Here is a 24,639-nt window from a genome sequence, read left to right as displayed (position 1 = left end):
ATAAATCTGATTATTGGCCCATAAATCTTTTTCCAGTGTTGTGCCAGATTTCACAATAATCCTGAGATTTCACAATAATCCTGAAGTTTTATTTTCATCAGTTTCCCAGATACTTACCAGAGTGGTCAAAGGAGTAGTATGCTGACCCCCTAAAGTTTCTCCATCAGTTTCTCAGATACAGACGCCCCAAAGTAGGGTATAGATGCCACACCCATAGCTGAGATCATCCAGAAGGATATGAGTCTCTCAACCACAGTTACAGCTGCGCTGACAGAGGGTGATACCCCCGTTGCCGAATAGAAGACTATCATAACCCCATCAACGGCGCCAAGACCCCCTGGAAGTAGGGGTATCATGCCAATGAGTGTTGCCAGTATGAAGACCTCTGCTATCACAATAAGTGAGACGCTTGTGCCAAATGCCTCAAATACCAGGTATACCCTTATGATCTCAAGGATCCATAGGAGGAATGAAAGTGGTATCCCATACATCAGCACTCCCCTATCAGCCAGCATTATCCTCATGGTACTCTGAAATTCCCTGAGGGCATTCATTAATCTTTTTTCAAGTTTTTCATAGTTCTTTCTGTAGAACCTCCTTACAATGCCAAGTACCCACCCAAGTATCCTCTCACCGGACTCCCTGTCAATGGATATGTAGAGGGCCAGGAGGAAGGCGGCGGTTATTATTATAACCGAAACTATAAGTGCGGCCACTATCCATGGTGACAGTTCAAAGTAGAGGACTATTGCGACTATGGTGAGTATGGCCAGGAAGATAAATGGAAATGTGTCAAGACCCCTGTCTGCTATTACAGTTGCAAAGGCAGCCTCCATTGAAGCCCTGGAGTATTTTCCAAGTATATATGCCCTTACAGGTTCTCCCCCGCCCCTTGCACTCGGGGTGAGGTTGTTTATGGCCATTCCCACAAGTAACATTGGAAAGAGGTGCCTCTTTTTTATGTTTATTGAAACAGCCCCTGTGGTAATGGCCCACCTCACGGTGAAGAGACCGAGAATTATGAATTCAAGGGCAACTGCCATGATTACATAGAGTGGGTCTGCCCTTCTTAGGGCCTCCTCAATCTCTCCAGGCCCTATGACGAATATCATAACCGCAAGGGCCAGTACCCCTATTGCAATAAGAATTGCGCCTTTGTGTTTCATTTAAACCATCGATATCCTTTTAAATCAAAGCCTTACCAGAAAACCTGTCTGTGTAATAGAGCAAATCAAAGCCTTACAAATTCACAGGAAAGCCGGTCTGTCTCAAAGAGCGCCAGCGTACTCTCCCCTGAAAGGTAACCGCAGAGTTCGCCCGGATTAACCGTTATGGTTTCTGCACTCACAAGGCTCTTTTCATGGGTGTGGCCGGTTACCACAAGGTCGTATCTACCACATCCAGCAATACAGTCAAGGATCTGCCTGTTATGGCCATGTATAACAGCTATTTTCAGGCCGTCAAATTCCAGTTCCTTGAATTCAGATAGCTCTGTGATTTCAGAGTACGCTGCACGCAGCCCATCCCTTTCACCATCATTGTTTCCAAATATGGCCTCAAATCTCATCTCAAGCCTTCCAAATTCCTGTGCAGTGAATGGAGATATTAAATCCCCTGCATGTATAACAAGGTCCACAGATTCCCTGTTGAATAAATTGACCGCCTTCCTTATTGAATCAAGGTTATCATGCGAATCAGCCACCATTCCTATCAAACAAACCACCCGCAAAAGATACAGTGATCCTACATACATTTATATACTATGATGTTTAAGTTTATGTATGGGATGCTGTGAGGTCATTGATTGTTTCTTACTGTTTCTGGTTGGAAGTAATTATATGATTTTGTGCGTCCCTACTTAAGGATGTGATGAATTGTTTGGAGATAGCTACTACAGGAAGGAAACCTACTCCACACCAGTCAATGTTGGTGAGGAGTATGAAGTTAAAATTGAAGACCTCGGCAGAGATGGCGATGGAATAGCCCGTGTTGAAGGTTTTGTTGTTTTTGTACCTGGTGCAGGTGTCGGAGACGAAGTTAAAATAAGGATAAGTGCAACCAGGCGCAAGTTTGCTTTCGCTGAAGTTGTAGAATAAACTGGATTGAATTTTATATAAACTGGAGTAGATTATATCTACCCAAAGAACTTTATTTTTTGCCTACTCCCCAATTGGAGTATTACCACTTCTTTATCTGTTATTCTAAAAATTTATATTGAAACAACCCCATTCTTTATATGGTAACATGAGATACGTTGGAAAGAGGGACCTTTTTACCGTTGGAAAGTATCTTGGCAATATAATGCAGGGGATAGGCTTCGTTGTTGCATTACCCCTAATTGTTGCATTGATCTACGGTGAAAGCGATTTTTTAAGTTTTATTGTGCCCTCAATTATCTCCCTGAGCATTGGGACTGTGCTCAAGAGATATTCCCCTGAGGAATGCGCCATACGCCTGAAACATGGTATGATGGTTGCATGTCTTGCCTGGCTCTGGGCTGGATTCATAGGTAGCCTAATAATGATGTCAGCCCTTAACATCGATTTTGCAAATGCCTTCTTTGAGAACATGTCCGCCTGGACAGGCAGTGGACTCACAGTTTTCTCCAACGTTGAAGCGCTCCCAAAATCAATTCTATTCTTAAGAAGCCTTGAACAGTGGATTGGTGGACTTGGTGTTGTTATAGTTGTTATAGGTGTCCTTATAAGGCCCGGTACGGCTGCTGCGCGTTTATACAAGTCCGAGGCAAGGGAGGAAAGGATAAAACCCAGCATAGCAAACACCGTCAGGACTATCTGGTGGATCTACCTCACCTACACGGTCCTCGGGATCGTTCTCTATGGGCTGACAGGGATGCCCCTCTTTGATGCCATCAACAACACCCTCACGAACCTCTCAACCGGGGGAATGTCCATAAAGAACCTCAACATCGGCTACTACCGTAGCGATGCCGTCTACCTTGTAACCATGTTCCTCATGATACTTGGGGGGACAAGCTTCCTTGTACACTACCAGGCAATAAAGGGTAGATTCTCAAATGTTCTGAGGGATATACAGCTGCAGGCAACATTTGCATTTATAATCCTCTTCACGGTCCTTTCGGTTTACGTTGGGGATGTGGCCCCCATTGAATCCATCTACCATGTGATATCGGCCCTCAGCTGCACCGGTTCAAGTATAAGTTCAACCAGTCAGATGGTTGCCTGGTCAGGATACTTCAAGATAGTTCTCATAATATGCATGCTCACGGGTATGGCTGCAGGTTCAACCACGGGGGCTGTGAAGATAATCCGTGTCATAACTGTGCTTAAGGGTGCCTACTGGGACATCATGAGGATACTGGCACCTGAGGGTTCGGTTATACCGAGAAAGATATCATGCAAGTCTGTGAGTGACGCTGAAATAAGGGAGGCAGGGTCATACATAAGTCTTTACTTTATCCTTCTCTTTTTCACATGGTCGGTTCTTGTAACCTATGGATATGACCCCCTCAACTCCCTCTTTGAGGCGGCCTCTGCCCAGGGGAATGTAGGGCTCAGTATGGGGATAACCAGTTTCAATCTCCCCCTGATACCGAAAATGGCCCTTATAATCAGCATGTGGCTTGGAAGACTCGAGATAATCCCTGTTCTTGTATTAATACGTGGTTTTGTGGAGGCCTTCAAGGTTAGCTGAGACCCGAGAACATGCCCATGATCTTCACTGAAAAACCTTATTAATGATGGCGTTTAACACAAGTAAACACGAGTAATGATTATCTTTATTCTGCCTGAAGTCTGAAAGGTGTGGATATGTATGTTGTTATAATGGGTGGAGGAAGAGTTGGTTTAACACTCGCAAACCTCCTTATATCAGATGGAAATGATGTAACTCTCATAGAAAATGATGAAACACTCTGTGCAAATGCTGCGGTTGAACTGGACGCCCTTGTGATCTGCGGTAACGGCACAGACATAAAAACCCTTGAGGAAGCCAACATAAACAATGCAGATGTCTTTGTTGCGGCCACAGGAAATGATGAGGCCAACCTCTTAAGCTGTATACTTGTGAGGGAGTACAACATACCCAAGATCATAGCAAGGGTCAGCAACCCGGACCACGAGGACGCCTTCAAGAAGGTGGGTATAGATCACGTTATAAGCCCTGAGAGGACCGCTGCGGGTTACCTTGAGAAGCTGATAACAAGGCCAAAGGTGGCTGATCTCATCGTCCTTGGGCATGGGGATGCCGAGATCCTTGATATGGAGATAAAGAGCAGTAAAATTGTTGGGAAAAAGGTCAAGGATGTTTCGCCAACTGAAAAGTACATCATTGTGGCCATATACAGTAACGGGGACCTCATCATACCCCAGCCAGACATGGTTCTTGAGAGGGGAGCCAAGATATCCGTACTTGTGAAGGCAGAGGCTGTGAATGAGGTTACAAAGAAATTCACAGGCTAAATACCCTCAGTCTTTTTAATTTCATTGCTTTTACTGAATAAATCCCTCAAAGATCAACCTGATCTTATAAGCTATAGCCCGAAGGAGAGTTGTGATTATACGTGGTGAACTATGGTTAAATGGTACTTCATGGCTGGCCTCATCACCGGACTGGTCACAGGTATTCTGATTGGCACCTACCTTGAGGGCTGGATTTCAGACGACACCCAGACACCCCTTGATGAAGGTGTAGATTATCCTGAGCCGTTGAATGGGACGGCCATTATATCATACAGAAACACCTGCTCTCAGCTCAACCTATCAGACGTGGAGGAGAAACCCATTCTTTCTAAAGGAGCGAAGGGTGTGGGTTGATGGAATAATATTCAGGAAATATGAATTTGAAAGTATCAACAGAACAGTAACCCTTATAGTACTCAGTGTATCCCCAGGACCCGGTTATGTGCTTGTTAAATATGGTTCAGCAAGTCCCCTGAAAAGCGGGGATCATGTGAGGGTTTACGGGGAGTATTTCTATCCTGCAGTGGATAAAATCACACCTGAACTCAGGGACAGGAAATTACCGGGTATAAAGGCCGTTTACATACAGAAGATGGAAATAACATTACCCTGAATCCCTGATCCACACCATTTTACCCGATTCCAAGGAAGGCCGCGGCCAGTTCCACATGCCTTGAACCGTTATCAACCCATGGGCCGTGGCCAGGGAACAGGTGCTCGATGTCGAGTTTCATGAGTTTTTTAATGGATTCTGCGAGTTCATTTATGTCTCCGCCAACATCAACCCGACCGAATCCCCCATCAGCAAAAACCGTGTCCCCTGAGATGAGGGATCTGCCATCATACAGACATATGCATCCGGGTGTGTGGCCGGGTGTGTGGATAACCTCAAAGTCGCCTATGAAGTCCCCATCCCCGAGTTCAACGGCCACTTCCATTGGCTCCATGGATGCCGAGAACATGTAGGCAACCGTCTTTGCATCGTCCCCATCCCTGAGTGCTTCTGCATCAAGGCTGTGAATTGCTATATCTGCATCGAAGAGCCTGTTTCCCCCGGTATGGTCAAAGTGGCAGTGGGTGTTCACTATATGTTTTATGCTGCCAGGCTCAACACCGGCCCCCCTTATCTTCCTCATGAGGTTATCAGGGTTCATTCCGGTCCCTGTATCAACCACCGTGTCTCCAAGGATGTATATGTTAGAATCAAAGAGTGTTCCTTCAATCGCTATTATATTACCGAATTTCTGTATCATGAAAGCGCCTCAGAAAAAGGGAGTGATGGGGTCACTGGGATTTGAACCCAGATCCTAGGATTTCTCTTGTCTCAGTACTCCAATCGGTCATCATACTGTAGTCAGAGCGCGCATTTTCTTCAAAGACAACTGGAGTCCCAGATGATAGCCTGGTTACACCATGACCCCATTTGATAGAAATGTTGAAGCCAAGGGTGAGATTTGAACTCACGTGTAATGGATCTGCAGTCCACCGCTTCGCCACTAAGCTACCTTGGCATAGAGTAACTAATATCCGAATTATTATTTAAAGTTTGCGGTCCCCTCATCTGAGTCGGGTCTGCCTTTCGCGGCCGGTGATCTCATGTATGTCCCTGCCCCTCTCAAGGGCAATATCAAGGTCAAGCCTGTAATTTTCCAATGGTGTCATCTCAAGGTCAGCCGGTGAAAGAAAGATCCAGTCCCGGTACCTGAATTTTACCCCTATATAGGGTTCTGCACCGAACATCTCTGAAAACTCCAGAAGCCCCTTTATCTTCCCTGAATCAATGTATATGCGCTCACCGGATGTCATCTTAACCTCGATTGCAAGGTATATCTCTCCGTTCCCTGCAATGATATCAGGGAGGGGCTTCTTTGTGGCCCCGCCAGATGCCGGTGCCCTCATGGCCGCAAAATCCTTTTCCCAGAGGAGTTTCACAAGGTCCCTCTCTCCCCGCGATCCATCCCTAACCATGAAGACACCCTAAGACCATCATTTCTTCCTTTCCACATACACTAAACAACACTCTCTATTCTCCTCGCCCCAGAAACACCAGATAACAACCTGAACATGCTAAATAACACTCTCTATTCTCCTTGCCCTGAAGGTCCCTCTTCCACTGTCACTGAGCCAGTCAATGAGCGCATCCTTTACAATGACATTCTGGTCATGGAGATGGATGTCAACTGTCAAACCGGACCTGTTGAACCTCTCATCAGAGGGCATGAAACGTATGAATGTCCCTGTAAAGTGGTACCTTGTTTTAAGGAACCACTGTGTCAGATAGATGCCCTCCATGATTCCTATCTCCCCGCCCTCATGGATCACGGTAGCCCTGAAGGAGGCGCAGGTCCTTTCAATACGTATCATATAATCAGCCGTGACGTTTTAGAATACATACCCTATCAACTAGTGATCAGCAACCGGTACTGAAAATCTTCATCATAACCTAATAAATAATTTTCCATGAATGATTAATAAACTCTGGGGATCAGCTAGTGGCTGCAGAGAGTGCCCGAATTTCCTTTTTCAATGGAATTTCAGAAGGAAGATGATTGATGAGAATGGGGCCGGGGCCGAGATTTGAACCCGAGTCGCGGGATCCACAGTCCCGAAGGATAACCACCTACCCCACCCCGGCAGTTGAATTCTATCACAGTGCGGGGGCAGGGATTCGAACCCTGGTAGGCCTACGCCAACAGGTCCTAAGCCTGTCCCCTTTGGCCAGCTCGGGCACCCCCGCAGCAATGATGCTCAATATGAAGAATAATCATAAAAGGTAAGAAATGCTCCGGCCGGGATTTGAACCCGAGTCTTCGGCTCGAAAGGCCGAAATGATTGGCCGGACTACACTACCGGAGCCTCTGATTACCGATTAAGTGGGCCCAATGGGATTCGAACCCATGGCCGCCCGGTTATGAGCCGGGCGCTCTACCTGGCTAAGCTATGGGCCCATGACGCCGCCGACAGGGCTCGAACCTGTGACCAATCGGTTAACAGCCGAACGCTCTACCTACTGAGCTACGGCGGCACCTGCCAAGTACAAGTCCTTGCTTGCAACAAACCAGTGGTTTGTGGTGCACATCCCAAGGCGTACAATTAGATTTATACCCATCATATATAAAGTTTTCGGTTTGGCAGTGGTTCTGCAGACACCCCCTGAGGATGGGGTCATATGCTGAATAATGCTGATGCCGTCGCTGCCATCACAAGAGCCACAAACACAATCATCAGTGACTGGGACTTTCTCCTGGAGGAGGAAAGCACATAGATTACAGATACCATGAGGGCTGCTATAGCACCCATGAATCCAAATATTCTGCCAAGGATCACCATGAGGATCACAAGCACCAGTGCGCCGCGCAGGGCGGTATCCCACTCAAACCCCTCCTTTCTGGCATCGCTGAACTCTTTCCTCTGAAACTCCCTTTTAAATGGGGTTTCCCTGAAATCTCCAGACATGAACCTGGATTTGAGTGGTTTTTCCTCAAGGAGGGTTCCGCAGTTCCTGCAGAACCTTGAGCCCTCCCTGTTCCTTTCACCACAGCTGGGGCAGTAAACCATATCCATCAGCCTCAATGTATCAACATCAAAGCTTATCTCAACGAAAGTTTATAAAGGTATTCTGCAGAGCAGAGAGTGTCAGATATGAATGTTATAGAATCACTGAAGGAAATGGATATACTCAAATTGATGAACAGGGCCAGTGAAATCACCCTCAAACATCATGGGGACATAATAACACTGGAAAGGGCGGTTTTTCTCTCATGGTGGTGTGAAAGGGGGGACTGTGCCTTCTGCTATATGAGCACACAGAAGCCACGTATAAGGGAACCATCAAAGGCCAGAAGAAACGTCAACGCCATACTGGCAGAGGCCGAAATATGCAGGAGACTGGGGTGGAACATAGAGTTCCTATCAGGAGGCTATGGTTCATTTTCCCCTGAGGAGATAAAGGAGATCGCAGAGAGGATAAGGGATGTAACAGGATCCCCTGTCTGGCTGAACACAGGTATAACCACCGATCTTGAAATATATGGTGATGAGGTGGAGGGTATAACCGGGGCGCTGGAGGTTGCAAACCCTGACCTTCAGAGTAAACTGTGCCCCAGCAAACCCAGGGAAGACATAGCTGAGATGCTTGAGACAGCCAGGGCCCTGGGATTCAGGAAGGGCATCACCATAATACTGGGACTCGGTGAGACACCCGATGACCTCAGATACCTCTTCGAATTTATAGGGGATCTTGAAATAGACCGTGTAACCTTCTATGCCCTCAACCCCCATGAGGGAACGGTATTTGAGAATCAACCCCAGCCCGCCACCCTCTATTATGCGGGAACAGTTGCCGCCACAAGGATAGAGTTCCCTGACCTGGAAATCATCACAGGGACCTGGATGGATAACCTGGGAAGCATAGGTCCCCTAGTCCTCAGCGGGGCCAATGGAATAACCAAATTCCCCCTCTTCAAGATGTTCGGGACCTCCTACGGAAAGCGTGTTGAGGAGGAGGTTAGGTGGGCCGGGAGGAGACTTGCGGGTACATTCACAGATGTGGAGAGACTCAGAAAGGGGAGATCCTACCCTGAAATTGACCCCTTCATAGAGAGGTATGTTAAAGGATGTCTGAAAAATCTTAAATTGCTTTAAGTTGATGATAATAATATAATCTGATATGCTTTCCATCACGTTGAACCATGTTACCATGAAAAGGAGGAATAACCATTAGGATGAAATGTGGTCTTGAAATTCATGTTCAGCTTGACACCAGATCAAAGCTATTCTGCAGATGCCCGACTGATTACCAGGACGCCCCACCAAACACAAATATATGCCCGGTGTGCCTCAACCAGCCAGGGGCAAAACCACATCCACCAAACAGGAGTGCCCTTGAGGGGGCTCTGAAAATCGCCCTCATGCTTGACTGCAGAATAAACCCTGAGATCACATACTTCATGCGTAAGCACTACAACTACCCGGACCTCCCATCAGGTTACCAGAGGACATCCATACCCGTTGGGCTCGGGGGGGAGCTCAACGGCGTCAGGATCAGGGAGGTGCACATAGAGGAGGACCCCGGTCAGTATAAACCGGACCACGGTGTGGTTGACTTCAACAGGTCAGGCATCCCCCTCATTGAAATTGTTACAGAGCCAGACATGAGGTCACCCGAGGAGGCCAGAAACTTCCTCAGGGAACTCATAAGGGTGCTGGAATACAGTGGCTGTGCCCGTGGGGAGGGCACGATGAGGGCCGACGTCAACATATCCCTCGAGGGGGGCCGCAGGGTTGAGATAAAGAACATAAACTCAATAAAGGGTGCCTACAAGGCCCTTAAGTTTGAGATGGTGAGGCAGAAGAACCTCCTCAAGAGGGGTGTTGAGGTCAAACAGGAAACACGTGCATTTCTTGAATCCCAGATGATAACCGTTTCCATGAGGCTCAAGGAGGAGGCAGAGGACTACAGATACATACCTGATCCTGACCTCCCCCCAATGCACTTTGGAAGCGAAGTGGTGGATGGCATCAGGGAAGGAATACCAGAGGCGCCCCACCTCAAGGTGAAACGATTCATGGAGGAATACGGTTTAAGGGAGGAGGATGCAAGGGTGCTGACCTCAGAACTGGAACTTGCAGATGCCTTTGAGGAGGTTGCGGCATCCATAGACCCTGAGTTCGCGGCTCTCTGGATGAGGGATGAACTCAAAAGGGTGCTCTACTACAACAAGGTGAGCTTTGCAGAAAGCGGTATAACACCCCAGAACATTTTGGAACTCCTTGAGATGATACAGAAGAAGGAGGTAACCACCAAGGCCGCCAAAAAGATCATAGAGGAGATGCCATTTAACACCAGGAGCCCCCGGGAGATAGCCGCCAAAATGGGGCTCATAGGAATCATAGATGAATTCCAGGTTATAGAGGCAGTTGAGCAGGCCATAAGGGAAAATCCCCAGGCGGTCCAGGATTACCATGATGGCAAGGAGGCTGCCATAAACTTCCTGGTTGGGCAGGTGATGAGAATCACCAGGGGAAAGGCAGAGCCTGAACGGACAGTTGAACTGATAAAGGAAAGGATCTGAGGTGCATGGCCAAGAACGTCCTGGATCTTCTTATGTGGCATCCTAAATGGGATATTAAAAGGTGCAGGATAAGTTACATCCACAGAGGGGCCCAGAGGAACCTCAAAACAGTTCAGGGGTCAGATATTGAAAGACTCGAAAGGGGCTTCCTTGTGCTGAGTAATGGTGCATCGATACCCTACCATCGTGTGGTTAAAATAGTCTGCGATAACAGTTTCATCTGGAAAAAACAGAAGAAGGGATAGGATGAGCAATAAGGCACTTGTGAAGGATTACATGACCCGGGACGTTATAACGGTCTCCTCAGACACGTCAACCGCGGAGATCATCAAACTCATGAAGGAAACAGGTCACGACGGGTTTCCTGTCAAGGACAACGGTACCGTGATCGGGATGGTGACTGCATTTGACCTCCTCATAAAACCATGGGTCAAAACAGTATCAGAGATCATGTCAAGGGATGTGGTGGTTGCAGACCAGGATATGTCCCTCAATGACGCTGCAAGGGTAATGTTCAGGATGGGGATCTCAAGACTGCCTGTCATAGATAAGGAAGGTAAACTTGTGGGTATAATAACAAACACCGACATTGTGAGATCCCATATTGAACGTTCCACCCCCATGAAGGTTAACTACTTCAAGAAGACCCTTGAACAGCTCTATGGTGTTAAACCTGAGGTTAAACGGATGAAGGTCCCCATCGAAAAGCTGCGGCCCACCCAGAGCAAGGTATACGCCGATGAACTCCAGGGAAGAACCTATGAAATTAAAAGGGGGCTTGCAGAGCCCACAATAGTTGTGAAGACAGGTGACAGGTATGTCCTGGTCGATGGTCACCACAGGACCCTGGCATCCTACAGGCTGGGCTGCAAGGAGATAGACTCATATGTCATCGATATCAAGAAGGACATGAAGCTGGGTATGGAGAAGACAGCGGACCTCAACGGCGTTTATACTCTGGACGACATTGAGGTTATAGACGACGCCCAGCACCCCCTGATTGCGATAACAACCAGCATGAGAAAGGCTATGGCAGGTAAGAAGAATGGTGGATGAGGGAATTTTAAGGGAAATCTACGCTGTACTTGAGGACCGTCGCGATAACCCGGTGGACTCCTACACCTCCAGGCTCATGACGGATGATGAGAAAAGGGCCGAGGATAAGATACTTGAAAAGATCGGTGAGGAGGCTGCGGAGGTGATAATAGCCTCAAAGAACAATGAGCGCCTTGTGGAGGAGTCTGCTGACCTGATATTCCACACACTTCTCCTTCTTGTATACAAGGGGATTCCCTTTGAGAGCCTGCTTGAGGAGTTTGCTGCAAGAAGAAAATAACTAACAATAGAGTTACCTCAGTGAAGTGGTAGTTCCATCTGGTGGAATTCTCTTTTTAAAATTTTTATCTCCTTTTTACCTGTGAATCTGAATCCAAACTTACCTTAAAGGTTCAGGGCAGGGGTGTTTGTGGGTGAGACATCCAGTGTGAGCCTATCAAGACCCCTCTCCTCTGCAATCATCTGGGCCTCCTGGAGGAGCCTGAAACCAACACCCTGCCCCCTCGCCTCAGGTGCGACAGCAAGGGATGCTATGTAGAGGTCCCCATCCTCAACCTTCCGGGTGCTCAGGGAGTCAATGAGGTCCATCATCATGACCCTCAGGGCATCTATGGGTCCCAGCTTTCTGAATAAATCAATAACTCCAGATTCACTGCCTTCAAGGTCATAGGCCAGAACACCGAGAACCTCTCCTTCACTGGCTGCCATGATTATTCTCTCAGGGTGCCAGCAGACACCATTCCTTAGAAGTTTTTCCAGAGCCCCCTCGGGATTTTTGAAAAAGAGTTCAAAGAGTTGCCGGTCAGTCTCATAGATGAGCCTTCCTACAGTGCCCGAGAATCGGGGTTCGAACTGAACAATATCCATAGTACCATCTTCATTGAATAGTTATTGATTTCCTGGACATGAGTACTTTATAATTAGAAATAATAAAAAGATGGGGGCGCTGTGAAAAAATGGGGGTAGTTAAAAAAATAATTACTGCTCTGCGTCGAGCATTTCGCCGTATTCAATCTCTATCTGGCAGCCCTTGGGGCCACAGCAGAAGTGCTGCAGATCAAAGTTCACAAGCATGATTTCACCTCTCAACCTTCTTTACTATAATAAAGTAACTTAAAGTATTTAAATGATGTACTTACATAAACTGTATATACACACATAAAGTATACTGGATTACATGGATGATACCATGGATGATGACGACTACATATGCTCTGTTGAGGCAGCCATTAATGAAATAGGGGGTAAATGGAAGTCCCTTGTCCTCTGCGCCCTCAAGGATGGTAAGCTCCGCTTCAGTGAGATAAACCGGAAGATACCCCGGATAACACAGAGGATGCTCACCAAGACCCTCCGTGAACTTGAGGCAAACGGCCTCATAAACCGCATTGTATACCCTGAGGTGCCCCCCAGGGTTGAGTACTCCCTCACTGAAAAGGGAAAGTCAGTCATACCCATCCTCGACGAGCTCTGTGAATGGGGCAAGAGGTATGGTACACACGAAAAATGATCAATCACCTGCAAAGGCCCTCAGTATTTTGACCGCAAGTACAGCGGCCCCGAAACCGTTATCTATATTGACAACCCCTATCCCCGGGGAGCAAGACTGTAGCATGGAGTTGAGTGCCGTAAAACCGCCCTCACCGACCCCGTAACCAACTGATGCTGGAACACCTATAACCGGCACATCAACAAGGCCCGCGACCACAGAGGGAAGCGCCCCCTCCATGCCAGCCACAACAATCAGCACCTTAACATCTGATTCAAGCATGTCCTGCAGTGGTTCAAGGAGCCGGTGGATGCCGGCAACCCCAACATCATATGCAGTGAGAACCTCACAGCCAGACTCCTCTGCAACCACCCTTGCCTCCTCTGCAACGGGTATATCTGATGTTCCCGCAGAAAGTATGCCTATCCTCCCCAGCCTTTCAGGTTCCCCTGACCTCACAGCAAGCACCCTGGCCGTTTCATGGTAATCGGCGGTGTAATCATCTCCAGGATCCAGCCCATCCATGATCCTCTCAGCCCTTTCAGGGGGGAGCCTTGTTACAATAACATCCCCAACAGTTTTTATAATGTTAATTATATCCTCATCACTTTTTCCAGGTGCAAATACCGCCTCAGGAAAACCTGTTCTTTTCTCACGCAGTATATCAAACCTGACCCTATCCAGTTTAAGCTGGGCCGATTCAATCGCCCTTTCTGCCTCCTCAACCGAGATTTCGCCCTTTAGGAGTTTCCTTAAAATCGATCTCACTGACATCACTACCTAATTATTATAAGTTCATGAATATAATCTTAGCATGATGCACTGAACTGTCATCTGTATAAATTCATGAATAATCCCAGAATTATACACTGAACTGTCGTCTGTGAAAATCCTTAAAGGAGATAGAATGTACCGTGCCCAGCTCACTGTTGAGGGAATAGTGCAGGGGGTTGGCTTCAGGCCAGCCGTCTACAGGCTTGCACACGAACTCGGACTTAAAGGATACGTCAGGAACATGGGAAACCTCGTTGAAATTGTCCTTGAAGGAGATGAAGATAGAATAAAAGGATTTATACAGCGTCTTAAGGCAGAAAAACCCCCCATTTCAAGGATAACCAGGATAAACAATGAGATGACCGCCATCGACAGTCCATCCTTCACCGATTTCAGTATAAAGGAGAGCTCATCAGAGTCATCAGGGACATCTGTGATACCTGCAGACGTTGCAACCTGCAGCAGGTGCCTTGAGGAGATGATGGATAAGGATAACAGACGTTACCTCTACCCCTTCACCGCATGTACAGACTGCGGGCCCCGGTTCACCGTGATTGAATCCATTCCCTATGACCGTGAGAGGACCAGTATGCGTGAATTCCCCCTCTGCAGCTCTTGCATGGAGGAGTACCTCAACCCCCTCGACAGGAGGTACCATGCAGAGGCAACATGCTGCCCGGTATGCGGTCCCCGGCCATTCCTGTGGCGTGAAGATGTTATTGAAACAGATAACCCCCTGAAAATGGCTGCAGAACTTCTTGATGAGGGTGAAATACTCGCGGTTAAGGGTATAGGGGGCACTCACCTGGTTTGCCGGGCAGACGATGAGGATGCCGTGATGAAACTTCGCTCAAGGCTTGGAAGGCCCAGCCAGCCATTCGCCTGCATGTCCCCTGATGTTCCCTCAGTGAAGGTCTATGCATGCATATCTGAAGCAGAGGAGAAGGCCCTAACCTCCAGGCGAAGGCCCATAGTTGTCCTGAATAAAAACAGTGACTACCCCCTGGCATCCTCAGTTGCGCCGGGCCTCCACAACATAGGGGTTATGTTACCCTACTCTGGTATGCACCATGTACTCTTCAGGTACACCGCGGCCCCGGCCTATGTCATGACCTCAGCCAATAAACCAGGGGACCCCATGTTCATCAGGAACAGTGAGATACTCAGGGGCCTTGAGGGTATAGCCGATTACTTCCTTCTCCATGACCGTAAAATCATAAACCGCTGCGATGACTCTGTTGTCCGCTTCAGGGGTGGGGAGATGGCCTTCATAAGGCGGTCCAGGGGTTACGCACCTGAACCCTATGACCTCACGCATCTATCAGAGAATCTATCGGCCCTCTGCCTTGGACCTGAACTTGATGTAACCTTCTCTGTCCTTAAGGGGGGCCAGTGCTATGTATCACAGCACATAGGCAACACATCAAGGTATGACACCCTCCTATTCCTCAAGGACGCGGTGAATTACCTCATGGGTATAACCGGCGCAGAATCCGTGGATGTAATAGCCTGTGACCTCCACCCCCAGTTCCTGACAACGTCCTATGCAGAGGAACTCTCTGAAAGGTTCTCTGCAGACATCCTGAGGGTCCAGCACCACCATGCCCACGCCCTGGCACTCATGCTCGATAATGGTGTTGGTGAATGTGTGTGTATAGCCGCAGACGGTGTTGGCTACGGTGCAGATGGCACTTCATGGGGTGGTGAGATCCTCCACTGCCACGGCCCCGAATATTCAAGGGTTGGGAGCCTCATGCCCCAGAAGATGCCTGGAGGTGACCTTGCAACAAGGTACCCTGTAAGGATGCTGCTCTCAATGCTCCTGGACCTCTATGATGGGGACATCCGTGAACTTTTCATTGAAAGGTACCTGGATTACTTCCCCCACGGTGAAAGGGAGATTGATGTTGTATTAAAACAGATGGAAGCTGGGCTCAACACAGGCATAAGCAGCAGCACCGGCAGAGTCCTTGACGCAATTTCAGCAGCCCTCAGAGTATGCGGAATGCGAACTTACGAGGGTGAATGTGCCATGAAACTTGAATCAGCTGCCTTCAGGGCTAAAGGAAAACTCAGAATACCCTTCAGAATCCTTAGGAGGGATAAGAGGTACCTCCTTGATACATCAGGCCTACTCATGGATGTCATGGATCTTCTGGAATCCGGTGAGAAGAGGGCGGAGATAGCCCATGCAGCCCAGCGAGCCGTTGCAGAGGGACTTGCAGAGATGGCTGTGCTTGCAGCTGAGGATCTCGGAGTTGGGGTTATAGGGGGAACGGGTGGTGTTTTCTACAATGAGGCCATAAGCCTTGCGGTGAGGGATTACGTTAAAGAGAGGGGTTACAGTTTCATTCAGCACAGAAATTCATGTGCAGGTGATGGTTCAGTGTCCCTTGGGCAGGCGGTTGCAGCTGCACTCGAATACAGGAAATAGCTACAGGTCCTCTGGTGCCCTCCATGAAATGGAATCTGGTGTCTCAGGAACTGCCCCTACGGACCTCAAATAAATGCAAAAAAGCCGACCTGGAACTAATCCATCTTCCTTCTCATCTCTGCCTCGCGAAGGAGGTCCTCGGCCCGTTTCTTGAGGTGGTCGTAAAGCCTTATGAGGTTCTTCAACTCCTCAATGGCCTCCCACTGACCGTTCATTATCTTATTTTCGATGTTAAGCAGTCTGGACCATTCGTCACCTGGGGGGAGCTGTTTTCTCCGGAGGAGGTCATCCACCACATCCACCCTGAAGTTGTTCCTGTTTATGGTTATGCTGATGTGGATGTCCCTTGATATATCATAATATTTGCGGGGCCTTCCCCTCTCTATCTTTTTGAAGAAGGAGCTTAAAATCCCTGCCTCCTCCATCGCCCTGAGGTGCTCTATTATGGCCTTCTGGCCAATATCCAGTTCCTTTGATATTTCACTGACAAATCTGGGCTCCTCACGGAGGAGGTTTATGATCTCCCTCCGGGTCTTGCAGCCCATAACATCAAGTATAACTTCCATGTTCCGTTCTTCGGTGGATTTTTCTCTCATCATGGTATGGTATGTCGAAAGGTTTATATAACCTTTTGTAAGTATAATAGCTATAAGGTTATAGGTAACCTCTGGTAACTTTAATTTCTGTAAAAAAATGAAAGGTGAAGCAATGTGCGAAGAGAAAAAAACTGATTCTAAACCATCCAATAACTGTGAGGATGAACTGAAGAAACTTAAAAAACGACTGGAAGAACTTGAAAGTGAACTCGCGGTTAAGGAAGATGAACTCAACGAATACGTCTCACACCTCCAGAGACTCCAGGCAGACTTTGAAAACTACAAGAAACAGAAGGAAAAACAGGAGCTGGAACTCATAAAAAATGCAAATGAGAAGCTCATACTGAACCTCCTGGACGTATACGAGGACCTCGAAAGGGCCCTTGAAAACCGGGAGAATGATGGTGACGGCCTGGAGGTCATTTACAGGAAATTCAGGGACACACTCAGGAAGGAGGGTCTGAGTGAGATACCCGCCGAGGGGGAGAAATTCGATCCATTCCTCCACGAGGCAGTTATGGTTGAGAACCATGACGAATACGATGATGGAATCATAATAGAGGAGTTATCAAGGGGTTACAGACTCAACGACAGGATAATAAAACATTCAATCGTCAAGGTATGTAAGAAAAGCTGATTTGAGGTGATCATGTGGCAAAAAAAGAAAAAATTCTAGGTATTGACCTTGGAACAAGTAACTCTGCAGCAGCAGTACTTATAGGTGGAAAACCAACCATCATACCCAGCGCAGAGGGGGCTTCACAGTACGGTAAATCCTTCCCAAGCTGCGTTGCATTCACAGAGGACGGCCAGATGCTTGTGGGTGAACCTGCAAGGCGTCAGGCAGTCACAAACCCTGAAAACACCATAACAGCCATAAAAAGGAGTATGGGTACAGACAGAAAGGTGAAGGTCCAGGGTAAGGAGTACACACCACAGGAGATATCAGCATTCATCCTCCAGAAGATCAAGAAGGACGCAGAGGCCTTCCTGGGTGAGGAGATAAAGAAGGCCGTCATCACAGTACCCGCCTACTTCGACGACAACCAGAGGACTGCCACCAAGGATGCAGGTACCATAGCAGGGCTCGACGTTGTAAGACTCGTCAACGAGCCAACAGCAGCAAGCCTCGCCTACGGCCTTGACAAGGAAGACGAGGACATGGTCATCATGGTCTTCGACCTGGGTGGAGGTACACTGGACGTTACAATCATGGAATTCGGTGGGGGCGTATTCGAGGTTAGATCAACCAGCGGTGACACCCAGCTTGGTGGAACCGACATGGACAACGCGATAATGAACTACCTCGCCGATGAATTCAAGAAGGAGACCGGCATAGACCTCATGGAGGACGACCAGGCAGTTCAGAGGCTTAGGGAGGCTGCTGAGAAGGCCAAGATAGAACTTTCAACAACCCTCACAACCGAGGTGAACCTCCCCTACATCACCGTGGCCCAGGACGGCCCCAAACACCTCATAAAGACCATCACAAGGGCAAAACTGGAGGAACTGGTTGATCCTATCGTTCAGAGATGTGCAGGGCCAATGGAACAGGCACTGAAGGACGCCAAGATGACCAGGGAGGATGTGGATAAAATAATACTGGTCGGTGGACCCACAAGGATGCCCATAGTCCAGAAATTCGTTGAGGACTTCATAGGAAAACCCGTGGAGAGGGGAATAGACCCCATGGAGTGTGTTGCCATGGGTGCAGCCATACAGGGCGGTGTCCTTGCAGGGGAGATAAAGGACCTTGTACTGCTTGACGTGACACCACTGTCCCTGGGTATAGAAACCCTCGGAGGGGTCTTCACCAAGCTCATAGAGAGGAACACCACCATACCCACAAAGAAGAGCCAGATATTCTCAACAGCGGCAGACAACCAGACCTCCGTGGACATACACGTCCTGCAGGGTGAGAGGCCCATGGCCGCAGACAACACAAGCCTTGGAAGGTTCCAGCTGGTGGGAATACCCCCAGCGCCACGTGGAGTGCCCCAGATAGAGGTGACCTTCGATATAGACGCAAACGGTATACTGAACGTATCAGCAAAGGACCTTGGAACAGGTAAGGAACAGGCCATAACAATAACAGCACCCAACAAACTCTCAGAGGAGGAGATAAAACAGAAGATAGAGGAGGCCAAAAAACACGCCGAGGAGGACAGGAGAAAACAGGAGGAAATCGAGATAAGGAACAACGCCGATTCAATGATCTACACCGCCGAGAAGACCCTCGAGGAACTTGGAGATAAGGTGCCATCAGATAAGAAGGAAGAGGTTGAAAAACAGGTCAGTGAACTAAGGGAACTCATAGCAGGTGACGATGTCCAGGCCATCAAATCAAAGACCGAGGAACTCACAAAGACGGTACAGGAAATCGGGGCGGTTATATACCAGCAGGCTGCCCAGCAGCAGGCAGAGAACACAGCATCACAGGGTGAAAACCAGGGCGACGACACCATAGATGCTGACTTCGAGGTCAAGAACTGAGGCCTCCCCCACCCTTTTTATTCTCTTATGTGCAACTATTTTTAGCTGATCACTTCCAGATTCTATACCAGGTGAAAATCGATGGCTAAGCGTGACTACTATGAGGTTCTCGGTGTGGATAGGGGTGCCGATAAGAAGGAGATAAAGAAGGCCTACCGGAGGCTTGCAAGGAAGTACCACCCCGACGTCAGCGACGACCCTGATGCTGCCGAAAAGTTCAAGGAGATAAGTGAGGCCTACGCGGTCCTCTCTGATGATGAGAAGAGGAGAAGGTACGACCAGTTCGGCCATGCAGGTATGGAGGGCTTCAGTCAGGAGGATATATTCAACAACATAAACTTTGAGGACATATTCAGCGGCCTGGGATTTGATATAGGGAACATCTTCGACATGTTCGGTTTCGGTGGGGGAAGGAGACATGGCCCCCAGAGAGGTGCTGACCTCACCTACACCCTTGAGATAAGTCTTGAGGATGCCTACAGTGGCCTTGAAACAGATATAAGGGTCCCACACACAAAGAAGTGTCCGGTGTGTCATGGGAGCAGGGCCGAGCCAGGTACCGGTACAAGGACCTGCTCCACCTGTGGGGGTAGCGGGCAGGTGCGGCAGGTGCGTAACACCCTCCTCGGGCAGATGATGAACATAACGACATGCCCTGACTGTCAGGGGGAGGGAACCATTGTTGAAAAGCCCTGCAGCAACTGTAACGGTAAGGGAGTTGTCAGAAAAACCAGCACAATCCACGTGAAGGTTCCCCCAGGCGTTGAGACAGGATCCAGACTCAGGATCCCCGGTGAGGGGGAGATGGGTCTTCGTGGTGGGGAACCAGGGGACCTCTACGTGGTTATCAAGGTCAAACCCCACAGTATCTTCAGGAGGGAGGGGGCAAACCTCTACACAGAGAAGCCGATAAGTTTCGTACAGGCCGCCCTGGGTGACACCGTGGAGGTTCCAACCCTCGACAGGCCAGTGCAATTGAAGATACCCGCAGGAACCCAGAGTGGGACAACCTTCCGCGTCAAGGGGCACGGGATGCCCCACCTGAAGTGGAATGGGTACGGAAACCTCTACGTGAAGGTCAAGGTTGTAACACCAAGAAAGCTGAGCCCAAGGCAGAAGGAACTCCTCAGGGAATTTGCAAGTATCAGTGGGGATGAGATCCACGAGGATAAGGGATTCTTTGATAAGGTCAAGGATGCCATAATCCACTAACTACCATCCCCCACCTCATCTAAGTTTAAGGATACAATAATCCACTAAACCCTGTTTTACAATATTTTTAGCTTTTACTGATCCGGTGAACCTCAGACAATGGACCACTTTAAGAACTACCGTAATATTTATATTATCTTTTTCCTTAAAGTTACTATAAACTTTGAGGTGAAGAATGGAAAATCCTGCAATTATTCTAATTTTAAGGAAAATAGCAGCAGATTTCAGGGAATGATCAAATGAAAAAGAGTTATTTTCTGATTCTCGGCATTCTTGCTGGTTTCGTTGTAGTTACTGTGTGAGTGAGCTCCTTACAGAGGGTGTCCCCCTTCCATCCGGTGGGGATGATCTTCCTCAACCCCTAACCGGCGCTGAAGCCGCTAGATATAAGGAGGAGTGCAGTTTACTTGACCTTTCCACTTCAGGGGAGGATCCATATGCCCTCAATGGTCAGAGGGTCTGGGTTGAGGGAACGGTGTATAAAAAGAGTGAGTCATATGGTGTCAGGCCGCAGGAAACCTTCATTGCCCTCAAGATCAACACCACGCCAGAGTACATACTCCTAAGCTACGCCGGAACAACCCCAATAAAAACTGGAGACCGAATAAGGGTCTACGGCGAATACTTCTACCCTGCAGAGGACACAACCACACCTGAACTCAAAAATAAAGAACTTCCCATGATAAAGGTCGTCTACATTGAGAAAATAAGAGTTAAAGGTCCCTAAAAGATGTGAAACTCACCGAACTTCTGCGCACAGTAGTTTCAGTAAATTCAACAGGTAACGCACTTGTAAGATATAATGCCAGGCTGAATATTGATAAAGGGCATGCCGGGAGTAACCCACCTTCTGTTTCGGCAGCATTCATCTCGGCGGACTACCTCTGCCTCCTACAGTAATCACAGGCAGTATTTGTCCTTGCATCCCGCGGAATGGCCGTTTCACCGGTCCTCCTGGTGTCAGTCTGCTCCTTTAAGGGTGAAGCTTCATTATCATCCACCAGAAGACGTGTCGTTTCTGCTCCAGGGTCCAGCCTCTCAGCTGATGCCTCACGGCACCGCGGTTCTGTATGATGGGTGGAGTTTCCTCAGCCCAAAAATGGACCGTCAGCTGCCCTCCGGCTTGCCCGATAGATGAACATGAGAATAAAAACTGATAGCGGGGCCTAGATTTGAACTAGGGATCTCGGGGTTATGAGCCCCGCGGGATCACCAGACTACCCCACCCCGCTAAACATTAGATTTGTTATTTTAATATATAAAGGTTGTGGTGACGTCTGGTTTTACTCCATCAAACTTTAAAATAATAATAGCTTTGAGGTTTTCTATTCTTCCTCCTTCTCCTCAAGCTTCCTGAGTCTCCTGTCAAGGGACTCAAGCTTCTTGTTGGTGTAGCCCCTGTACTCGTTGAAGCGGTGCTCCAGTTCATCTATGTTCCTTGATACCAGTTCAAGCCTCTTCTCAAGGTCAGATATATCATCCTTGGTGGCCAGTGCCCAGTCCTCTATGAGTTCATCGCTCTTCTCATTAAGGAATGCGTCTATCTTGTTTGAGATGACATCCGTGCTTATGGGAACCTCCCTTACCTTGCCCATTATCCTGTCACTGACATCTGAAACCTTCTCTCCAACACCTGCCATGTAACCTTCCCTCCCTTCACCTGGTTTTTCAAAGGCACCGTAAACTCTCGTTACCGGTGCCATGTTCCCTGATTCCATCAGGTAGTAGTATATCAGGACAATTATGGCCCCTGCAAGTATCAGGATTGCAAGAAGCTCCACCGGTCCCACATTAAAACCTCCAGATCATTTTTTAAGTTTTGCATTGAGTTCTGCTTCCTTCTTCTCAATATCCCTCAGCATCCTCTCCAGTTTCCTGAACTCTGTTCTTGCCTCAAGGAGTGCAAGCCTCTCACTTATCTCACTCTGAAGATAACCCACCTCATGCATTATCTCAGATGTGTTCTTCCTTATGGCAGCCAGTTTCTCCTGCTTGTCCTTGGGGAGAGGTATGGTTGTCTCCATCAGGCGCTTTGCCTGCAGGTCGTTCTCAACAAGGGATATCTTTTTAAGTTCGATCTGCTTTTCAAGAAGCTGGATGTCGTTCTGGGATTCCCTAACCCTCCTCCACTGTATAGCCACAATGATAACTGTCACAAAAGCCAGGATGGATATTATAAGCCACAGGATGTTCTGAGGTATTGTTGCGGTGCTCGCCATATAGCTCCCCCTTGAAGTATTATCTGCTGGAAATAATATATAACTCCTTATTTAAATAAGTATCAGAACTCAGTTAAGTGGTAACGATGATCGAATCATACTTGAAGGCAGGTAAAATTGTATCAGAGGTTCGAAAAGAAGCTTCAGATATCATAAGGGATGGTTTGCCAGTAATAGAACTCGTGAATTACGTTGAGGATGGTATCAGAAGCAGGGGTGGTGAACCGGCGTTCCCCTGCAATGTATCCATCAATGAGGTCACCGCACACTACACCTCCCCTCCAGGTGATGAAAGCATAATATCAGAAGGTGACCTTGTTAAGCTTGACCTCGGGGCCCATGTGGATGGGTTCATAGCCGACACAGCCATCACAGTCCCTGTGGGTGATGTGGGTGATACTTGCTACAGAATGATGGATGCTGCAAGGGAGGCCCTTGAGAATGCCATCTCCACCATAAGGGCTGGTGTTGAGGTTGGTGAGATTGGTCGTGTTATCCAGGAGACGATAGAGTCCCATGGTATGAAGCCAGTGTCAAACCTTACAGGTCACAGCATGGACAGGTGGATACTCCACTCAGGGCTTTCAATACCCAACATAAGGGAAAACAATCCCCATGAACTCGAGGAGGGGGATGTGCTTGCAATTGAGCCCTTCGCAACCGATGGTGTGGGGATTGTTACAGACATGCCCCAGACCCACATATTCAGGTTCCTCCGTGAAAGACCCCTTCGACTTGTCCATGCAAGGAGGGTCCTCAGTAAGATCCGGGAGGAGTACCATTCCCTTCCATTTGCAGAGAGATGGCTTGAGGAGTACTTTGAAGCAAAAAGGCTCAGCGCCTCCATGAGGCTCCTGATACAGTCAAGGGCCATCTACCCCTACCATGTGCTCCGGGAGAAGAGCGGTGCCACCGTGGCACAGTGGGAGCATACGGTCATCGTTGAGGGTGATGGGTGCACCGTGATAACAGAATAGAAATAATAAATAGGTTGATGGGATTAGAATGGTGTTGGTAATCCCATCTCCTTCCTTGCGGCGATGTTCTTCTCTGCTTTTTCCTTTTTCTGTGCAGAAAGTTTTTCAAGCAGCCCCAGGCCAGGTTTAACTTCCTCTATTGGTTTTGTCTCAAATAGGCCTGCTTCAACTGCCTGCCTGAATATTGAGTCCCCTGCGTCTGTCCTGGTTATGACGGTTGACCATCCATCAGGTGACCCCACTGAACCGGTTGAGACGTCTGCAAGTTCAGCCACGTAGTCCTTACAGATCTTGCATCCTGCCTGCTCGTATCCATGGGTCTCCTTGAGTGGGAGGGTGAGGACATCATCCTGGGTGTATACCCAGAACTTCCCTTTACCTATATCCATCTTCTCAACGAGTTCCATGCTTACTCCGAGTTTCTCGCAGATGAAGGTCTGGAGTGATGTGTACGGGAAGTTTTCCATGCAGTATATACCTACCAGCAGCTTTATCTTATCTGCAAGGAACCTGACACCAAATGGGTAGGTCTGCATTTTCCTTATACCCATTGTCTGGCAGGGTATGGCAACTGTACCGAGTTTCTCTATACCGTACTGTCTGACAGCCTTCTTGAGCATCATCACGTTGGGTGAGAATGTGTACTTGGTACCGGCTGCTGCCTTGAGTTCATCTGAGCTCATGGCAACCATTGGCTGTGGTTTCCAGAACTCCTCACCGGGACCTGCAACAACTGCACCCTCAATGATACCCTCATCAAGGGCGTAAGCTAGAAGACCTGTGACTATTCCCCCGTCCTGGGCTAGTTTCTGAATCTCCCTGTCAGTTGATCTGGCGGAAACAATTTCCTTGTAAGTACCTAAAACCATTTTT

General features: G+C 48.3%; 29 protein-coding genes, 8 tRNA genes and 1 other RNA gene. 17 read left to right on the top strand and 21 right to left on the bottom strand.

Going from position 1 to position 24,639, the window contains the following annotated elements; translation table 11 throughout:
- Nucleotides 1-149: 149 nt before the first annotated feature.
- Complete coding sequence (locus QFX39_RS04250; protein ID WP_300477742.1) at nt 150-1,166, bottom strand: UPF0104 family protein; 1,017 nt, start codon at nt 1,164-1,166, stop codon at nt 150-152.
- 65 nt (nt 1,167-1,231) lie between these two features.
- Nucleotides 1,232-1,705, bottom strand: coding sequence for a metallophosphoesterase (locus QFX39_RS04245; RefSeq protein ID WP_300477967.1), 474 nt, complete (start codon nt 1,703-1,705; stop codon nt 1,232-1,234).
- A 169-nt stretch (nt 1,706-1,874) separates the two neighbouring features.
- Here QFX39_RS04245 and QFX39_RS04240 point away from each other — a divergent pair, with 169 nt between their 5' ends.
- From QFX39_RS04240 to QFX39_RS04220, 5 genes are all read left to right on the top strand, one after another.
- Entirely contained in the window at nt 1,875-2,096 is a 222-nt protein-coding gene (locus QFX39_RS04240; RefSeq protein ID WP_013296439.1) for a TRAM domain-containing protein, read from the top strand.
- 148 nt (nt 2,097-2,244) lie between these two features.
- On the top strand, nt 2,245-3,675 hold the full coding sequence (locus tag QFX39_RS04235; protein WP_300477739.1) for a TrkH family potassium uptake protein: 1,431 nt from the start codon (nt 2,245-2,247) through the stop codon (nt 3,673-3,675).
- 116 nt (nt 3,676-3,791) lie between these two features.
- Nucleotides 3,792-4,442 (top strand): TrkA family potassium uptake protein, encoded by a 651-nt coding sequence (locus tag QFX39_RS04230; protein WP_300477737.1) that lies wholly within the window; start codon nt 3,792-3,794, stop codon nt 4,440-4,442.
- A gap of 111 nt (nt 4,443-4,553) precedes the next feature.
- The gene (locus tag QFX39_RS04225) at nt 4,554-4,796 is read left to right on the top strand and encodes a hypothetical protein (protein ID WP_300477735.1); all 243 of its coding nucleotides are present in this window, start codon (nt 4,554-4,556) and stop codon (nt 4,794-4,796) included.
- Nucleotides 4,786-5,055 carry a hypothetical protein gene (locus QFX39_RS04220; RefSeq protein WP_300477734.1) on the top strand — a complete coding sequence of 90 codons (270 nt, stop codon included), beginning with the start codon at nt 4,786-4,788 and terminating at the stop codon, nt 5,053-5,055. Before QFX39_RS04225 ends, QFX39_RS04220 begins: the two co-directional genes overlap by 11 nt.
- A gap of 19 nt (nt 5,056-5,074) precedes the next feature.
- Here the strand turns inward: QFX39_RS04220 and QFX39_RS04215 are convergent, their stop codons facing one another.
- The 11 genes from QFX39_RS04215 to QFX39_RS04165 all read right to left on the bottom strand — a co-directional run bounded on the left by QFX39_RS04215 (nt 5,075) and on the right by QFX39_RS04165 (nt 8,006).
- Complete coding sequence (locus QFX39_RS04215) at nt 5,075-5,695, bottom strand: MBL fold metallo-hydrolase (RefSeq protein ID WP_300477733.1); 621 nt, start codon at nt 5,693-5,695, stop codon at nt 5,075-5,077.
- Nucleotides 5,696-5,721: 26 nt separating this feature from the next.
- Nucleotides 5,722-5,863, bottom strand: a tRNA-Trp gene (locus tag QFX39_RS04210).
- A gap of 18 nt (nt 5,864-5,881) precedes the next feature.
- Nucleotides 5,882-5,953 (bottom strand) — tRNA-Cys (locus QFX39_RS04205).
- A 46-nt stretch (nt 5,954-5,999) separates the two neighbouring features.
- The gene (gene hjc, locus QFX39_RS04200; protein ID WP_300477731.1) at nt 6,000-6,410 is read right to left on the bottom strand and encodes a Holliday junction resolvase Hjc; all 411 of its coding nucleotides are present in this window, start codon (nt 6,408-6,410) and stop codon (nt 6,000-6,002) included.
- A gap of 99 nt (nt 6,411-6,509) precedes the next feature.
- The gene (locus tag QFX39_RS04195) at nt 6,510-6,806 is read right to left on the bottom strand and encodes a hypothetical protein (protein WP_300477729.1); all 297 of its coding nucleotides are present in this window, start codon (nt 6,804-6,806) and stop codon (nt 6,510-6,512) included.
- Between the two features lie 195 nt (nt 6,807-7,001).
- Nucleotides 7,002-7,077: transfer RNA gene (locus QFX39_RS04190), tRNA-His, on the bottom strand.
- A gap of 18 nt (nt 7,078-7,095) precedes the next feature.
- Nucleotides 7,096-7,179 (bottom strand) — tRNA-Leu (locus QFX39_RS04185).
- Between the two features lie 44 nt (nt 7,180-7,223).
- Nucleotides 7,224-7,298, bottom strand: a tRNA-Glu gene (locus tag QFX39_RS04180).
- Between the two features lie 18 nt (nt 7,299-7,316).
- Nucleotides 7,317-7,390, bottom strand: a tRNA-Ile gene (locus QFX39_RS04175).
- 4 nt (nt 7,391-7,394) lie between these two features.
- Nucleotides 7,395-7,467: transfer RNA gene (locus tag QFX39_RS04170), tRNA-Asn, on the bottom strand.
- A 140-nt stretch (nt 7,468-7,607) separates the two neighbouring features.
- Nucleotides 7,608-8,006, bottom strand: a complete 399-nt coding sequence (locus tag QFX39_RS04165) for a zinc ribbon domain-containing protein (RefSeq protein ID WP_300477966.1) — start codon at nt 8,004-8,006, stop codon at nt 7,608-7,610.
- A gap of 78 nt (nt 8,007-8,084) precedes the next feature.
- On the opposite strand from QFX39_RS04165, the gene QFX39_RS04160 reads away from it, so the two are divergent.
- The 5 genes from QFX39_RS04160 to hisE all read left to right on the top strand — a co-directional run bounded on the left by QFX39_RS04160 (nt 8,085) and on the right by hisE (nt 11,852).
- Nucleotides 8,085-9,086, top strand: coding sequence for a radical SAM protein (locus QFX39_RS04160; RefSeq protein WP_300477727.1), 1,002 nt, complete (start codon nt 8,085-8,087; stop codon nt 9,084-9,086).
- Nucleotides 9,087-9,166: 80 nt separating this feature from the next.
- Nucleotides 9,167-10,516, top strand: a complete 1,350-nt coding sequence (gene gatB / locus QFX39_RS04155; RefSeq protein WP_300477725.1) for an Asp-tRNA(Asn)/Glu-tRNA(Gln) amidotransferase subunit GatB — start codon at nt 9,167-9,169, stop codon at nt 10,514-10,516.
- Between the two features lie 5 nt (nt 10,517-10,521).
- A complete protein-coding gene (locus QFX39_RS04150) occupies nt 10,522-10,761 on the top strand; it encodes a DUF504 domain-containing protein (RefSeq protein ID WP_013296449.1) in 240 nt (79 codons plus the stop codon).
- A gap of 1 nt (nt 10,762) precedes the next feature.
- On the top strand, nt 10,763-11,572 hold the full coding sequence (locus QFX39_RS04145) for a CBS domain-containing protein (RefSeq protein ID WP_013296450.1): 810 nt from the start codon (nt 10,763-10,765) through the stop codon (nt 11,570-11,572).
- Nucleotides 11,562-11,852, top strand: coding sequence for a phosphoribosyl-ATP diphosphatase (gene hisE, locus QFX39_RS04140; RefSeq protein WP_013296451.1), 291 nt, complete (start codon nt 11,562-11,564; stop codon nt 11,850-11,852). Before QFX39_RS04145 ends, hisE begins: the two co-directional genes overlap by 11 nt.
- A gap of 104 nt (nt 11,853-11,956) precedes the next feature.
- Here hisE and QFX39_RS04135 read toward each other — a convergent pair whose 3' ends face one another.
- Complete coding sequence (locus QFX39_RS04135; RefSeq protein WP_300477722.1) at nt 11,957-12,439, bottom strand: GNAT family N-acetyltransferase; 483 nt, start codon at nt 12,437-12,439, stop codon at nt 11,957-11,959.
- Between the two features lie 310 nt (nt 12,440-12,749).
- Between QFX39_RS04135 and QFX39_RS04130 the strand changes: the two genes are divergently transcribed.
- Nucleotides 12,750-13,082: a winged helix-turn-helix transcriptional regulator gene (locus tag QFX39_RS04130; protein ID WP_300477720.1), complete on the top strand. Its 333-nt coding sequence runs from the start codon at nt 12,750-12,752 to the stop codon at nt 13,080-13,082.
- Here the strand turns inward: QFX39_RS04130 and larB are convergent, their stop codons facing one another.
- Nucleotides 13,083-13,829 (bottom strand): nickel pincer cofactor biosynthesis protein LarB, encoded by a 747-nt coding sequence (gene larB, locus QFX39_RS04125; protein WP_300477964.1) that lies wholly within the window; start codon nt 13,827-13,829, stop codon nt 13,083-13,085.
- A 139-nt stretch (nt 13,830-13,968) separates the two neighbouring features.
- Between larB and hypF the strand changes: the two genes are divergently transcribed.
- Nucleotides 13,969-16,269 (top strand): carbamoyltransferase HypF, encoded by a 2,301-nt coding sequence (hypF, locus tag QFX39_RS04120; RefSeq protein ID WP_300477719.1) that lies wholly within the window; start codon nt 13,969-13,971, stop codon nt 16,267-16,269.
- A gap of 95 nt (nt 16,270-16,364) precedes the next feature.
- On the opposite strand, the gene QFX39_RS04115 is transcribed toward hypF, so the two are convergent.
- Nucleotides 16,365-16,868, bottom strand: a complete 504-nt coding sequence (locus tag QFX39_RS04115) for an ArsR family transcriptional regulator (protein WP_300477718.1) — start codon at nt 16,866-16,868, stop codon at nt 16,365-16,367.
- Between the two features lie 109 nt (nt 16,869-16,977).
- Between QFX39_RS04115 and QFX39_RS04110 the strand changes: the two genes are divergently transcribed.
- The 4 genes from QFX39_RS04110 to QFX39_RS04095 all read left to right on the top strand — a co-directional run bounded on the left by QFX39_RS04110 (nt 16,978) and on the right by QFX39_RS04095 (nt 21,297).
- Complete coding sequence (locus QFX39_RS04110; protein WP_300477716.1) at nt 16,978-17,502, top strand: nucleotide exchange factor GrpE; 525 nt, start codon at nt 16,978-16,980, stop codon at nt 17,500-17,502.
- A gap of 14 nt (nt 17,503-17,516) precedes the next feature.
- Entirely contained in the window at nt 17,517-19,358 is a 1,842-nt protein-coding gene (gene dnaK, locus QFX39_RS04105; RefSeq protein WP_300477714.1) for a molecular chaperone DnaK, read from the top strand.
- Between the two features lie 81 nt (nt 19,359-19,439).
- A complete protein-coding gene (dnaJ, locus tag QFX39_RS04100; RefSeq protein ID WP_300477712.1) occupies nt 19,440-20,570 on the top strand; it encodes a molecular chaperone DnaJ in 1,131 nt (376 codons plus the stop codon).
- A gap of 298 nt (nt 20,571-20,868) precedes the next feature.
- Entirely contained in the window at nt 20,869-21,297 is a 429-nt protein-coding gene (locus QFX39_RS04095; protein WP_300477710.1) for a hypothetical protein, read from the top strand.
- Nucleotides 21,298-21,397: 100 nt separating this feature from the next.
- Here QFX39_RS04095 and rnpB read toward each other — a convergent pair.
- The 4 genes from rnpB to QFX39_RS04075 form a co-directional block, all read right to left on the bottom strand.
- Nucleotides 21,398-21,697: RNase P RNA component (rnpB, locus tag QFX39_RS04090), an RNA gene on the bottom strand.
- 30 nt (nt 21,698-21,727) lie between these two features.
- Nucleotides 21,728-21,802 (bottom strand) — tRNA-Met (locus QFX39_RS04085).
- Nucleotides 21,803-21,895: 93 nt separating this feature from the next.
- The gene (locus QFX39_RS04080; RefSeq protein ID WP_300477708.1) at nt 21,896-22,360 is read right to left on the bottom strand and encodes a hypothetical protein; all 465 of its coding nucleotides are present in this window, start codon (nt 22,358-22,360) and stop codon (nt 21,896-21,898) included.
- A gap of 15 nt (nt 22,361-22,375) precedes the next feature.
- Nucleotides 22,376-22,789, bottom strand: a complete 414-nt coding sequence (locus tag QFX39_RS04075; RefSeq protein ID WP_300477707.1) for a hypothetical protein — start codon at nt 22,787-22,789, stop codon at nt 22,376-22,378.
- 86 nt (nt 22,790-22,875) lie between these two features.
- Between QFX39_RS04075 and map the strand changes: the two genes are divergently transcribed.
- Complete coding sequence (gene map / locus QFX39_RS04070; RefSeq protein WP_300477706.1) at nt 22,876-23,766, top strand: type II methionyl aminopeptidase; 891 nt, start codon at nt 22,876-22,878, stop codon at nt 23,764-23,766.
- 23 nt (nt 23,767-23,789) lie between these two features.
- On the opposite strand, the gene frhB is transcribed toward map, so the two are convergent.
- Nucleotides 23,790-24,635: a coenzyme F420 hydrogenase subunit beta gene (frhB, locus tag QFX39_RS04065; protein ID WP_300477705.1), complete on the bottom strand. Its 846-nt coding sequence runs from the start codon at nt 24,633-24,635 to the stop codon at nt 23,790-23,792.
- Nucleotides 24,636-24,639: the final 4 nt, after the last annotated feature.

The sequence above is a fragment of the Methanothermobacter sp. genome (assembly GCF_030055425.1).
Taxonomy (GTDB): Archaea; Methanobacteriota; Methanobacteria; order Methanobacteriales; family Methanothermobacteraceae; genus Methanothermobacter.
The sequence above is the reverse complement of the archived record's forward strand: the minus strand, read 5'-3'. Positions and strand labels throughout refer to the sequence as shown.